Origin of the sequence: Endozoicomonas sp. SCSIO W0465 (genome assembly GCF_023716865.1) — a bacterium.
Classification (GTDB): Bacteria; Pseudomonadota; Gammaproteobacteria; order Pseudomonadales; family Endozoicomonadaceae; genus Endozoicomonas.
This window is the reverse complement of record NZ_CP092417.1, coordinates 1913680-1927561: the sequence shown is the minus strand read 5'-3', so window position 1 is coordinate 1927561 and position 13882 is coordinate 1913680. Positions and strand designations below refer to the sequence as shown.

Annotated in this window: 14 protein-coding genes; 11 read left to right on the top strand and 3 right to left on the bottom strand. The window is 48.2% G+C overall.

From position 1 onward, the window contains the following. Window position 1: 1 nt before the first annotated feature. From rsxG to MJO57_RS08290, 3 genes are all read left to right on the top strand, one after another. Complete coding sequence (gene rsxG, locus MJO57_RS08300; RefSeq protein ID WP_252024436.1) at window positions 2-718, top strand: electron transport complex subunit RsxG; 717 nt, start codon at window positions 2-4, stop codon at window positions 716-718. Continuing rightward, window positions 708-1448 carry an electron transport complex subunit E gene (locus MJO57_RS08295; protein ID WP_252024434.1) on the top strand — a complete coding sequence of 247 codons (741 nt, stop codon included), beginning with the start codon at window positions 708-710 and terminating at the stop codon, window positions 1446-1448. Before rsxG ends, MJO57_RS08295 begins: the two co-directional genes overlap by 11 nt. A gap of 120 nt (window positions 1449-1568) precedes the next feature. Next, window positions 1569-2858, top strand: a complete 1290-nt coding sequence (locus tag MJO57_RS08290; protein WP_252024432.1) for a hypothetical protein — start codon at window positions 1569-1571, stop codon at window positions 2856-2858. Between the two features lie 165 nt (window positions 2859-3023). Here MJO57_RS08290 and MJO57_RS08285 read toward each other — a convergent pair whose 3' ends face one another. After that, window positions 3024-3761 carry a hypothetical protein gene (locus MJO57_RS08285; protein WP_252024430.1) on the bottom strand — a complete coding sequence of 246 codons (738 nt, stop codon included), beginning with the start codon at window positions 3759-3761 and terminating at the stop codon, window positions 3024-3026. Between the two features lie 364 nt (window positions 3762-4125). Between MJO57_RS08285 and MJO57_RS08280 the strand changes: the two genes are divergently transcribed. After that, complete coding sequence (locus tag MJO57_RS08280) at window positions 4126-4902, top strand: DUF3943 domain-containing protein (RefSeq protein WP_252024428.1); 777 nt, start codon at window positions 4126-4128, stop codon at window positions 4900-4902. 93 nt (window positions 4903-4995) lie between these two features. Here the strand turns inward: MJO57_RS08280 and MJO57_RS08275 are convergent, their stop codons facing one another. Then, on the bottom strand, window positions 4996-6333 hold the full coding sequence (locus tag MJO57_RS08275; protein ID WP_252017304.1) for a transposase: 1338 nt from the start codon (window positions 6331-6333) through the stop codon (window positions 4996-4998). Between the two features lie 255 nt (window positions 6334-6588). Then, window positions 6589-8046: a di-heme oxidoredictase family protein gene (locus MJO57_RS08270; RefSeq protein WP_252024426.1), complete on the bottom strand. Its 1458-nt coding sequence runs from the start codon at window positions 8044-8046 to the stop codon at window positions 6589-6591. A 146-nt stretch (window positions 8047-8192) separates the two neighbouring features. Between MJO57_RS08270 and nth the strand changes: the two genes are divergently transcribed. From nth to MJO57_RS08235, 7 genes are all read left to right on the top strand, one after another. Further along, the gene (gene nth, locus MJO57_RS08265) at window positions 8193-8825 is read left to right on the top strand and encodes an endonuclease III (protein ID WP_252024424.1); all 633 of its coding nucleotides are present in this window, start codon (window positions 8193-8195) and stop codon (window positions 8823-8825) included. Window positions 8826-8875: 50 nt separating this feature from the next. Further along, entirely contained in the window at window positions 8876-9928 is a 1053-nt protein-coding gene (locus MJO57_RS08260) for a beta-N-acetylglucosaminidase domain-containing protein (RefSeq protein ID WP_252024422.1), read from the top strand. Between the two features lie 52 nt (window positions 9929-9980). Continuing rightward, window positions 9981-11135 carry a succinyl-diaminopimelate desuccinylase gene (dapE, locus tag MJO57_RS08255; protein ID WP_252024420.1) on the top strand — a complete coding sequence of 385 codons (1155 nt, stop codon included), beginning with the start codon at window positions 9981-9983 and terminating at the stop codon, window positions 11133-11135. Window positions 11136-11145: 10 nt separating this feature from the next. After that, window positions 11146-11547: a hypothetical protein gene (locus tag MJO57_RS08250; protein WP_252024418.1), complete on the top strand. Its 402-nt coding sequence runs from the start codon at window positions 11146-11148 to the stop codon at window positions 11545-11547. Window positions 11548-11890: 343 nt separating this feature from the next. Continuing rightward, entirely contained in the window at window positions 11891-13066 is a 1176-nt protein-coding gene (locus MJO57_RS08245) for a cation:proton antiporter (RefSeq protein WP_252024416.1), read from the top strand. A gap of 40 nt (window positions 13067-13106) precedes the next feature. Then, window positions 13107-13301 carry a hypothetical protein gene (locus tag MJO57_RS08240; RefSeq protein WP_252024414.1) on the top strand — a complete coding sequence of 65 codons (195 nt, stop codon included), beginning with the start codon at window positions 13107-13109 and terminating at the stop codon, window positions 13299-13301. Next, the gene (locus MJO57_RS08235) at window positions 13294-13677 is read left to right on the top strand and encodes a RidA family protein (RefSeq protein WP_252024399.1); all 384 of its coding nucleotides are present in this window, start codon (window positions 13294-13296) and stop codon (window positions 13675-13677) included. Before MJO57_RS08240 ends, MJO57_RS08235 begins: the two co-directional genes overlap by 8 nt. The last annotated feature ends 205 nt before the right edge of the window (window positions 13678-13882 follow it).

Sequence of the window (13882 nt, the reverse complement as noted above, 5' to 3'; positions counted from 1 at the left end):
CATGAGTGACGGCCAGATTCCTTTAAAAGACACCACCGACAGCAAGGCCCCCGACGGGAGTGGCCTGCTTCAGAGCATTTTCCGTAATAGCCTGGGACTTGGTCTGTTTGCCGTATTTACCGTAGGCCTGATTTCCGTTACCTGGACCATGACTCAGGAAAGAATAGAGAGACAGGTTCGTGCCTATGAAGCGAAAGCACTGATGGAGATTTTACCGGCAGATACTCACGACAATGTGCTTGTAGACTCCAAAGTTGTTCTGGAGCCATCCCGCTTACTGTCCAGCCAGGAGCAACGCGAAGCCTATATTGCACTGAATGATGGAGAGGTCTCTGCCGTCATTCTGCCGGTAACCGCACCTGACGGGTATAGTGGCCGAATTGAGCTGCTGGTTGGCATCAACCGCAATGGCACGCTGGCCGGCGTCAGGGCCATCACCCATAAAGAGACGCCGGGGCTGGGTGACAAGATCAACACCAATGTCACCGACTGGATTCTCGGGTTTGCCGGAAAATCTCTTGGCAACCCGGTCACAGAAGGCTGGGGGGTAAAAAAAGACGGTGGTGAGTTTGACCAGTTTACCGGTGCCACGATAACGCCAAGAGCCGTTGTCGCCGCCGTTTACCGCGCACTGCAATACTTTGAGGCAAACCGTAATCTATTGCTGGACCCGCTCAGGATGACCGGAGTCCGCCAGGAGATTCAACATGACAAATGACGCTGTGACAAAAAAGAGTACAGCTGGCAGCCAGGCTGCAAAGATTGCCCTGGATGGCCTCTGGAAAAACAACCCGGCGCTGGTCCAGCTACTGGGCCTGTGCCCTCTGCTGGGCGTTTCCAGCAGTGTGGTGAATGCACTGGGTCTGGGTATAGCCACCATGCTGGTGGTGATGGGTTCCAATGTTGCCGTTTCTCTTATACGACACCAGGTAACCGATGCCATTCGCCTGCCAGTGTTTGTGATGATTATTGCCTCCTTCACCACCTGTATCGAGCTGCTGATGCAGGCCTATACCTATGAACTTTATCGGATACTGGGTATTTTTATTCCGCTGATTGTCACCAACTGCATTATCCTGGGCCGGGCCGATGCCTTTGCCTCCAGAAATCCGGTACTGCCTGCTGCTTTTGATGGTTTGATGATGGGTACGGGCTTTGCCGTCATTCTGGTATTGCTCGGTGCACTGCGGGAACTGATTGGCCAGGGCACACTGTTCTCCGGCATGGACCTGCTGCTGGGCCCCATTGCAGCGGACTGGACCCTTACGGTGATTCCAGACTACAAGCAGTTCCTGTTTGCCATTCTCCCTCCCGGCGCCTTTGTCTTTATGGGCTTTATGATTGCCATTAAAAATATTATTGATCGTCGCCTGGAAGAAAAAAGGAAAAGCCTGGAACCGATAAGACCAAAAGGCAATAAGCGGGTCAGGGTTACCGGTAATGTTTGATTATTCTTAACCCCTTAATATCGGAACTTATTCTCTGATTTCCTGTCTGTTAAATCATAAACAATAAAACTTCTCTGATTTACAGACAGATAATCGCTAAACAAGAGGAAAAGTTCAGCAATGTTACCTGCTCAAGTTTCAGCATCACCCTTACCATCAGCTATATCACTAACAGGTACAGAGAAAGCAGTTGAAGACGCTCAGGCAAGTGCACCAACCCAATCTCACGTACTGACACAATTCCAGACACGTGTACTGAACAGCCAGGGCTTCATCGGCGATACAGTTCAGCTGGTTGAAGTTATTAACGATGTTTTTGGCAAAGCGTTGCCTCAAGCCTTACCCAGGCTTCCGGACAATCTTGATACCTTGACGGCGCCAGAAAAGTACGAGAGTTTAACCGAGGTTATCAAGCAACTTGATGTCTATTTCCATAAAAGCCCCATTCATCGAGTAGGCCAAGGAAAAATAGTAGAACGCTGGAACGCCAGAGAGCAAATTTCGGCCATTGAAAACCTTGATGATATTTCCAGAACGCGACTGCGATCAGCACTTGCGCCCTTAAAACTCTCTGATATAGAGCCCCTGGACTTTTCTGATCAAATACCACTTGTTGTTCCGGGAGCGGCCATTCCCCGAATGCACCTTCGCACTGAGTTCGCCATTACCCAAAACAGTGAAAATAAATCCCCCAGGCTACTGCTTTTCACGGGTTCTTCAAGAACCTTGAGTGATATTGACAAGCTTTTGGATGCTAGAAGCAATCGGAAACTGCATTTCTATATGCAGTGCATTATTGAAGCATTTAATGATTTTTGGTCCTGTCCAACAGAATTTCACGCTTTACTGGCTCTTATGGACATGCTCCGTAATGATAATCCGGACTGTTTTTTAAACCAACAAACCGTTTATATTTCTTACACCGGAGACGTTCACTATTATCAGCAGTCTCTCCAGGAAAATGGCGAATACACGATCAACCTTGATGAGAAAAGTATTTGCACTGGCAGACCCAATACCGAAGCAACGATGGTGTCCGCCTTAAATGCGGTAGAACAACTACTTGGAACTACTCCTGAAGGCATTGCTCTCGTCAGCAATCAGCCTCATTTACGTGCTCAGCAGCTGGCAACAGAACGTGTTGTTGCCAATTTTGCCAATAGCAAAGATGCTCCGATTCCCATTCATGCTTGTGGTGACAAGGCTGCGCTTGAAAGCCCAGAAGATTTATTCATGGCAATCGACTCGGTCAGAAAGACAGTTCAGTTGCTAAATCCGACGTATCATGTGACAACCAACTGGGTACGAAACCCTGAATGTAAACTGTTTAAATCTGAGCGCCCGGGTGAATGGGAAGAAATGGTTAAGCCTGAGTCAGAGCCTGCTCCACCGCTAGAGCAGCTGGCTTAAGACCCTTTCTCAGATAGCTGTCAGTTTTCTTACGCCAGTTTGAGATAACAGAGGATATCTCATTAATCTCCAGCTACGATGATTTGAAAATGCTATTCCCGACCAGAGAAAATATTAAAATTTCTGTCAAAGAAAGGAGCGTTGTTTAAATACTCTGTTCGTCATCTAAAAATTTATATCAAATAGATAACTATCAACCAGCGGCTGGATATGATTATCCAGTCTTTTCTGATAGTTCAAAAATGCGCTCTGTTGATTCTGCAGCTCCATAAACAGAGCATCAACATCAGCATCACCATCTTCTGCATCTTCTGCCTTGGAGATTCGCTTCTGCAGAGGTTTTTTTTCACGCCTTGCCTGTTCAGCAGAAAAATAGAAGGCATAACTTTGTGCTGCGAGAATCAAGCCTCTTTCCAAAATTCTGGCAGTTATAATCACTTCCGTATCAGCACCTGAAAGTGGATTAATGGTTACAGGCCGTTTCATTGTCAGTGGGGTCATTTCATAACGTGTGAACTGATCTGAATAAACAGGTTTAATTTCCTTTATCTCCCAAAACTCGTCAATATCCCCTCCCTCAACATACAGGGTACCCACTCCATTTGATAGCTCTCTAATCACAACATCAAGCTCTATCACATAACGGGCATTGATTGGAGAAGTCACCTCAACATAGGATTTTCTCAATGAAACTGACAGCTGTTGCTCAAGATACTGGGCAACATCCAAAGCGGTATGTTTTTTATCAATATAAACAGTACTCGTCCCGAAGCGCCCAATGGAGATGAGACTTTCGGCCAGGTGATCGGTAATTTTATGCCAATATTGAGCCAGTGGAAAAGAGTCAGGATCCGAAGAGGATGCAGCCAGTATTCTGCCTGAAGGAAATAGTCCGCCAATCATTAACAAACCTGTGACAACTATCGGGTAAAACTGTTTATTCAACACAATACATCCCTGTACGGCTTTTAAGTTTCAATGTAGCATGCACAGACTTATAACCTGATTTGTGTTCATGTGCTCTGAACTCCTGAGTTGAACACAGTCAGAAATCCGGCACGACAGAATAAGAGGCTGATTTATCGGACCGGTAAATGCATAGCCGAAATAATGATAAACCCCAATCGATTATTGGCTGAAGACACTATAGAATCTCTCCTTTTGTCCAGAACAGGCATGGTAGCCTGAATGGATAATCTGTTTTTTGGGGGGTGCCTGTACCTCCCGCCAGCCATCTCATGAATAAAAGACGATGCTTAACCAGATATTGCCAGTTTTTCTATCTGGCCTGATCATGCTTTCCGGCTTTGCTCAGGCCAACGCAGCGGCTCCTGCAGTAACGACGGAGGCTGAGCCAGACGCTGAGTTCACACTCGCTTTACAGGAAGAGCGCTCTCCGTGGGCGATCACCCTGTTCGATGACAATCCCCGGGAGAATCAGGCGCGCCTCTGGTCTCAGACCAAATTAATGTTCGGTCTGGGCGTTGGTGTGATTGGTGCTCTGGCCATCATGCCTGAGTCCTTTACCAACTGGGATAAGTCTGAGATCAAGCAGTTTCACAAGAAGTGGTGGGACAATGTCAGCTCAGGCCCGGTTATGGATGAAGATGATTTTTTCCTTAACTATGTAACCCACCCTTACTTCGGAGGGGTTTACTATATCGTTGCCCGAGAATCCGGGTATAACCAGTGGAACTCATTTGTTTACTCCTTCCTGATGTCTACCTTCTACTGGGAGTATGGTATTGAGGCCATCGCTGAGGTGCCATCCATTCAGGATATTATCGTAACACCCGTTGGTGGCTGGCTTTATGGCGAGTGGGCTTACCAGCGGAAACGTTCGATTGTTGAGAATGATGGTCTGGTATGGGGGTCTTCTGGCCTGGGCTCCACTGCTTTGTTCTTCCTTGATCCGGTAGACAGCATTGACCAGTGGATCAATGGTGACCGTGAACAACCAGTGGTGGAAGACTTTAATATCCGTCTGGCCTTTACTCCAACCTTTTATCAGGTACTCGACTTTAGAGTCTGTATAAAACGATAATTCGGTCAGCTTTTTATAGTGAAGCAAGCCGAAATCAGTGAACTGTTTTTCCAAGTTCGTTATTACTTCCGTTTTTTGCCTAAAAGCCTTTAGTTATGCTGCTTCTGAATTATCCGGTATTAACTGGTCGATCAGATCGCGAAAATTGAACTCATATTTTTGCTTATATCTGTTCCAGCCCTTGCGAATAGAGAACCTCGGAATAATTCCTGAAAGAGCAATTTTCATCATGCCTGCAGTGGTTGTATCCGGGCTTCTCCAGGGTATCCGAGAAATATTCAGACATGCCTGATTTTTACAAACGGTTAATAACTGCAATAATGCATAGCCTGCCATTTTCAAATGCATCCATCGAAGCAGTGTTCGCAATTTCTGCTGCCATAAATGGCAACAGCCAAAAGCATGTTTGAGTTGGTGAAACATTGGCTCTACCGGCCATCTCCGGGAATAGGCACGAAGCACCTCCAGTCCCTCAAGTTCCGGATTGGTCGAGATGAATATTCTGCTTTCGGTCAGACCTTTGTCATTTTCAAAGCGACTCCAGACGACGCGTACTTCACGACCTTTAAGGAATCTGGCGCGACAGATCAGGGTACGATAACGTATTTTGCGAAATTTGCCGTACATCCATACTGTTGCTTTTTCTTCCGGCAGTTTCTTAACCTGTTCTGTCGTCATCTTGATGCCGTACTTTTTTGGGCGCCCTCGCTTCTTTACGGTGGGTGCTGGCGGCAAAGCATAGAGGGCCCGATTTGAAGGTATCTGACCAACAACTTCTATGTTCATTTCCAGAGCTGGCTTTATCAGTGTCCAGTTCATATACCAGCAATCGGTTAGCAGGCGTAGCACTCGATCCTTCACTTCATTGCGTACCACCCTGAGCATGGCCACGGCAATTTTCAGTTTGCTGGTGTTACCTGAAGCTGGTGTCGGAAATGAGATCACCGGTATGGCGGTAAATACTTCATCTGCAGCCCGCTCAAATATGATGGCCAGGGAAACCCAACACTGCCCCCAGATGTACGTCGGCCGATTGCGTTTCTTGCTGTGTTGATGATGTGTACGACAAGCAGGGGCTTTGTCGGAAAACCGTTCGATTACCCAGTCATCAAGCCCCAGGACCACAGGTTGATTCTCAGGAGCTTTGGAGCAGACCAGACGGATCAAGTGGCGTGCCAAGTTCTTCCATTGCCACTTGCCCTGAGATAGCCAGTGGTGGTAGCTGCTCCACACACAATGAAAATCAATTGTTAACAACGCCTGTGTAACAAAGCCGTCGGCTGAAAGCATGCAACCGAACAGCAGTTCGCAGAACGTTGGTACTGCAGTTGATGATAGCGCTCCAGCAAGAAAGGTTGTATATGAAGCGAGCTCCCTGAGGATTACTTGATGATCTGAAGTGAGCATGGCAACCATCTCGAATTTCGTCATTGGGGATGGTTGCTTTTAGCAGATTATGCGCCGGAACTATTGTGCTCTTAAAACTCTAAAGTCGAGATCAGGTACAGGATCAGGATGAAGACCGGGACTACCTTGGTCTGGTCATGACCTTTCGGATGTAACCCGCTAATATCCTGACAGGTTCCGCTCTCAAACCAGGGCGGAAGCGCCCTGGTTTGAGAGCGGAAATAACCGAACGATTAAAATTACACCACCAGAACACCCGGCTGATGGCATCTGACTTGGTTAAAGAGACTCAATAAATGTCACCAGAGCCTTACGCTCATCAGCACTCATCTTTAGTACCTTGCTCCGGGATTGTTGTGCTTCTCCTCCGTGCCAGAGAATCGCTTCCATCAGGCTTCTGGCGCGACCATCATGCAAAAAACCCGTTCTTCTATCCAACAGCTGGGTATGACCGATACCCCAAAGCGCTGGCGTTCGCCATTCGCTACCGGTGGCCAGAAACTCCGGGCGTCCATCCGCCAGTCCTTCCCCCATATCATGGAGAAGAAAATCACTGTAAGGCCAGATCAGTTGATTAGCCTGCTCTTTCTCAATAACGGTCATGGCGGTTTCAGACTGAACATCCAAGGAGGCCGTTCTGAAACTGGGTTGATGGCAGCCCGCGCAACCCGCTTCATTAAATAATGTCTTACCTTTCAGTACTTCCGGCCTTTTGGCATTGGTTCGAACCGGAACACCCACGTTACGGCTGTAAAATACGATTTTATCCAGAACAAGGTCGGATACATCAGACTCTTCACCGCTGGGAGCTGCCAGGCAATCCTTCTGAATTTTCGTACAGGATTCATCAGGGAACAAGCTCGTGGTCAACCCCATATCCCCGCTGAATGCGGCAGCCGACTGCTGTCGCAACGTCGGAACCCCTGCTTTCCAGCCAAAGCGACCAATGGACGTTCTCTGTTTCTGGATATCCCAGACCCGGTTGACTCTCCCTGAAATACCGTCGCCATTGCTATCTTCCGGGTCTTCGTTAGCCAGCAGGCTTTTCTCGGAGATGGCTTCCAGCAGACCGATGCCAATCATCGACGGAGTAATTCGCATCGATAACATGGTGTTTTCAGCCATGGGGCCATACCCCAGGTTTTCCACGGTGAAAAGGGGTTTGCGCAGCTCAACCTGATGACCATCCGCAAAGGTTACCTGAAAATATTCAAAGGTAACCCTGACCTGCCCTTCAGGCTTCACACCCTCAAGGGCATTAACCTGAAGCTGTCCACCATAAGTAGGCTCAGGAATCACCCCTGACTTTTTCAAGCGTTTCTTCTGATCATCGCTTATTGCGGGAATGCTCAGCCGGACCAACACCGACTCATCGGTAATCTCCCCATCCTCTGGCGCATGCCCTCGGCGATCATGGATATGACAACTGCTGCAGCTGGTGGTATGAAACATAGGCCCTAACCCATCCACGGCCAGATCAGCACCCGACTCGGGTTGCCAGATCTGGCGGAAAAGCGCATTGCCTTTATGAAAATTTAAACGATTAAATACCGGCATATTGGCGGAAGGCTTGGCAATAGTATTGAATCCCGTAACATTGACCGAGGCATCACCACCTGGCCTGTCTTCTCCTACCTGAAATTTTTCATAGGCAGGCTGCTGATGTTCTTTGGGAACATCACAGCCTGCCAGTAAAAAAATCAAGTTAAAGGCCAAGAGAAAGAGAATTTTTTGCATGCATCCCCCCTTGCAATAAATCATTACTGAAAATGGTCGGCTACACAGGCAGAACCATAAGAATTACCTTACCGGGGGACTCTTCACCTTGTTTGGCATTAAAATAATCTCACTCTGATTTTTATACTTTTCTAACAGGCCAAAGGATGAACAAGGAAAAACGAACGCAGATTTTCACCCGACTGCGGGATGCCAACCCCAACCCAACGACTGAGTTAAACTACAGTACGCCTTTTGAACTGCTTGTGGCGGTTATCCTGTCGGCACAGGCTACCGATGTGGGGGTCAACAAAGCCACTGATAAGCTGTATCCGGTTGCCAATACGCCTGAAGCAATCCTTGCTCTGGGCGTTGACGGCCTGAAGGAGTACATCAAAACCATTGGGTTATTTAATGCCAAGGCAGAAAATGTCATCAAAACCTGTCAGATTCTGATTGATAAGCACAATAGCGTGGTACCAGATAACCGGAAAGCACTCGAAGCGCTTCCCGGCGTCGGACGAAAAACAGCGAACGTCGTTTTAAATACCGCGTTTAATCAACCCACCATGGCCGTGGATACCCATATTTTCCGGGTATCGAACAGGACCGGTATTGCCCCTGGCAAGGACGTACTGGAAGTTGAAAAGCGGCTGGTAAGACTGGTTCCCAAAGAGTTCCTGATGGACGCGCATCACTGGCTGATCCTGCACGGTCGTTACGTCTGTAAGGCAAGAAAACCACAGTGTGGTAGCTGCATCATTGAAGATCTTTGTGAGTATCAACAGAAAACGTCTTAAGCTAAGGTCTGCATTTCATCAAAACGGTTTAGACAAGGAGATATCTGCTGATGACGTTCCGCTATGGCATCATCGAAGGGCTTTACGATAAAGAAAACCAGTGGTCCTGGGCATCCAGAAATGCCTATGCCCGTTTCTGTGCCGGAAAAGGCTTCGATTTCTATATTTATGCACCAAAAAAGGATCCTTATCTTCGCGAGCAATGGGATCAGCCCTGGCCAGAAAATCAATTGAATCAACTGAAAAAACTGGGTTCTGAGCTTCAACAACAGGGGGTTCGGTTCGGCATCGGGCTCACCCCCTTTCATGTGCGGGAGCTCGGTCAGAAAAACCGTGAAGCGTTAAAAAAGAAAATTACCAGCATCAATCAGCTGAACCCGGAGATACTGTGCATTCTCTTTGATGATTTCAGTAACGATATTGATGATCTGGCAAAAAAACAGGCTGAAATTGCCGAATTTATTGCCGGAGAAAGCACGGCGACCCAGTTTATTGTAGTGGGCACATACTACTCCAAAGACCCTTTACTTCAGCGAATTTATGGTGCGATGCCTGAGCGCTACTGGTCCGATCTCGGCCAATACCTGGACCCACAGTTTGAGATTTTCTGGACCGGAGACCACGTAATCTCCCTGGGCTATGACCAGTCAGGCTTGCAGGAGATAACGGATCACTTTCAACGCAAGCCCTTTCTGTGGGACAACTATCCGGTGAATGATCCCGACTGGCTGAAGCACCGGCTCAGACTTTACACCTTCTCAGGCCGCCCATGGCAAATCAGTGAATGGTGCAGTGGCCATGCCGCCAACCCGATGATCCAGCCCTGGTTATCGATGATACCTCTGGCCACGCTTTCTGACCTTTACCAGCAAAAAGACCGGTTTGATGGCCATGCCAGCTTCAAAAAGGCAGTGAACGATCTTTGTGGTATAGCGCTGGCATCTGCCATCGAAGATAACCTGATCTATCTTACCGAGGAAGGCACACATAATTTTTCCGGTTTTACCCGTCAACGACTGGAAAACGTCTTTGCACAGTTTCAGTCTGACCAGGAACAGCCTTTTACTGGTGAAATACTCAATTGGTTGCAGTCCGGTGAATAATGCTAGACTGCATCACAATTTCACTCGAATATCGTTTATACCAGAATAATTAATGACCAACTCCCTGAATATGACCTCCAAAACCCTCCAACTGGCAATAGACTTGATCAGCCGTGCATCCGTCACGCCTGAAGATAAGGGTTGCCAGGAGCTAATGATCAGCCGACTGGAACCATTGGGCTTCAAGGTTGAGCGGCTCCGTTTTGGTGAGGTTGAAAATATCTGGCTGCGCCGGGGGGATCAGAGCCCGGTTCTGGCCTTTGCCGGACATACCGATGTGGTACCCACCGGCCCGGAAGAGAAATGGGATAATCCACCGTTTCGGCCGGCTATCATCGACGGCATGCTGCACGGCCGGGGAGCCGCCGATATGAAAGGCAGCCTTGCTGCCATGGTAACCGCCTGCGAAGACTTTCTGGCAGAACACCCTGACCACAAGGGATCAATCGCCTTTCTGATTACCAGTGATGAAGAAGGTCCCGCCAAAAACGGTACGGTAAAAGTTATTGAGCACCTCGAAGCCCGCAACGAAAAAATCGACTGGTGCCTGATTGGTGAGCCATCCAGCACCGATAGGGTCGGCGATATGGTGAAAAATGGCCGTCGTGGATCACTCCATGGCCACCTGACCATCAAAGGCATTCAGGGGCATGTAGCCTATCCACACCTGGCCAGAAACCCGGTTCATGAAGTGGCCCTTGCCATTACAGACCTCACGGGCGAAGTCTGGGATGAAGGCAATGAATTCTTTCCTCCCACCAGCTTCCAGATCTGGCAGATTCATGCCGGCACCGGGGCCAGCAATGTCATCCCGGGAGAGTGCCAGGTTAATTTCAACTTCCGGTTTTCTTCAGAAGTGACTGCCGAACAACTTCAGCAACGCGTTACCGCCATCCTCAACAGCCATCAGCTGGAGTACGATATTGACTGGCACCTGAGTGGCCAGCCGTTTTTAACCCGCCCCGGGGCTCTGGTCAGTGCAACCGAAAAAGCCATTCTGGAGGTTACCGGAAGGGCAACGGAGTTATCGACATCCGGTGGTACATCCGATGGTCGCTTCATCGCTCCTACGGGTGCACAGGTAGTAGAGCTGGGTCCGGTCAATGCCACCATCCATAAAGTCAATGAATGCGTTAAAGCTGAAGATCTTGATACCCTGCAGGAAATTTATACAGGTATACTTAAGCATTTGTTAGCTGACAAGTGACGTTTCTCAAATGAGCAGTCTTGATCCATCAAAAGTCGACGATATTGAAGTTTATGCCAAGGACCTCTCGCTTGAGGCTATTATTGATTGGTTGAATGACACCTTTGATAGCGTTGTGCCAGTGAACAGCGGCAAGGTGGTGCATGACATGGAAGTAACCCGGCAGGACAAAACGATTCCTGTCATGATTGTTGAAAGCGCTGTTGGCAAGGCCTGGACCAGCATCTGGTTTAAAACCACAGGCACCCCCTGGCAGGATGACACCCAGTGTGCCCGGAGTCTTCAGGCTTATGGCCAATGCCGGGTTCGCTGTAACTCTGGCCCCTGGCAGGAAGGCGCTGATATGGATGAATGGTGGCAGCTGGATGAACGCGGGCAGGAAAAGCTGATCAAGTGGCCTAATAATTTATAACTGGAAAGCAGCAGTGTCTGCTTTCTTCAAGGTGTTACTCTGATTCATCGTCCCTTTCTCAGTTAATTAACCTGCCTTCTGGACAACTTAAAAAAAACTGGCTCTTTTCGTATTGCAGACTGCTGATTTCATAAATCAGGCTGGAATCCTCCTGTGGCAGGGCTTGGCAATATTTAGCCAGCAGTTTCCTGAAGGCATTGTATATCAAGGCCTTTGGCCAATTTTCATTGCAGAGCAGTCTGTAACCCGAAAAGAGCCAAAAAACTTATAGCGCTACACAACCCTTCCCCTGAAGCCAACTATTCTCAAGTGGATTTTTATTTTCCAACTCAAGGTTACTGTTGTGCAAGGATCGTTTGAACATCTCGTTCTGGAAATGGCCGTCATATTTGGTGGTGCATCCTTACTGGGCACTCTGTTTGTCTGGCTGAAGCAGCCCATTATTCTCGCTTATATAGGTCTTGGTATGCTGATTGGCCCTCATGGCCTGAATGTCGTCATAGATGATGGACATATTGAAGCAGTCTCCACGATGGGGATTATTCTGCTGATGTTTCTGCTAGGGTTACACCTTCATCCCAGAAACCTGCTAAAACAGCTCAAACAAACGGCCCTGGTCACCTTTCTCTGCCTGAGCGCTGTTGGTGTCATGATCTGTGCCGCTCTTGTCCTTCTCTTTGGTTTTCCATTGATGGAAGCATTAATCGCTGGTCTGGCCCTTGCCTTTTCCAGTACCGTGCTCAGTTTAAAGCTGATCCCGACCACCACGCTGCACCACAAAAGAACCGGCGAAGTCATGATCAGCATCCTGCTGTTCGAGGATATTCTGGCCATTCTGACTATTCTGATTCTATACAGCAGCAACGATGGCGCTCATATCGATGCACTGTTACTGCCGTTGAAAACCTGTGCCTTTGCCCTGGGTGCCTGGTGTTTTGTCCGTTATGTGCTGCTACCGCTCATGGGGCGTTTTGACATTATTTCTGAGTATATCTTCCTGGTTTCTCTGGGCTGGTGTCTTACTGCAGCGCAGCTTGCTGAGTCCTTTGGACTATCCCATGAGATCGGTGCCTTTATTGCCGGAGTCAGTATTGCCACCTCCCCGATCTCACTGTTTATTGCTGAGGGCTTAAAGCCGTTGCGGGAGTTCTTTCTGATTCTGTTCTTCTTTTCGGTAGGCGCCCAGTTCGATCCAATACTAAAAAGCCATTTGCTGGTGGCCATACTATTAACATCAGCGATCGTCTTAATCACCAAACCAGTACTGTTCAAATACCTGTTGCAGCATTTGACAGGAGAGCGAAACGATAATGCGGGAGAGATGGGATTGCGCCTTGGCCAGAGCAGTGAGTTCTCACTTCTCTTGGCCTATGGAGCCATGACGGCAGGAAAAATTCAGCAGGAAACCGCATTACTTATCGAAGGGGCTGCCATTCTCACCTTTATCGTGTCTACCTATCTGGTGGTGTTCAGGCTGCCAACACCGATATCACCCAGTAATGAGTTAAGAAGTGATTGAGACATGACCGGGTTCTTTAATATCACAAAACAAGGCGGTCATGATGGACATCAAAAAACAGTCTCTCCTGTTTCTATATAATCAGAACGACTTTTCCCGGATCGCCTCATCTCTGCGGAATAACAACATCTTCACCCGCCACAAAATGGGTGTCTTGTTGCCGTGCAGGAAGGCGATATTGCCGGTTGCGTTGAAAAAACCATCGATCATCAAGAAGGAAGAAGTGAATGGCTGAAGTCATCAATACCGAAAAAGCACCTGCAGCTATCGGTCCCTATGTACAGGCAGTAGACACTGGCTCTCTGGTATTTACCTCTGGTCAGCTGCCCATTGATCCGGTGACCGGGGAAATGCCAGAAGACGTGGCTGCACAGGCTCTGCAGTCTTTGAAAAATGTCCAGGCAATTATTGAAGCTTCCGGCCTGACCATGAACGCCGTGTTTAAAATGACGGTATTTGTGAAAGACCTGAATACCTTTGCCACGGTTAATGAGGTCTACCAACAGTTCTTTGATGGGCTGGGCGCTGGTTATCCTGCCCGGTCCTGCGTAGAAGTTGCCCGTCTGCCGAAAGATGCACTGGTAGAAATTGAGGCTATTGCGCAACATTAATATTGTGCTTCAAGCCGGTAATCGAAGGGATCGTTGACGTTTCAAACCTGTATTGAAATCAGTCTGAAAAACTCTGATTAATACTCACTGATGAGTGCTGATCGAAGCTGACGACTGGTTTCAGACGGATCAAGATCAATAACCAGCCTAATCTGCAGTTATAACGGGTTACCAAAGTGAAAGATCAACAGGCCCTCCGAATAAT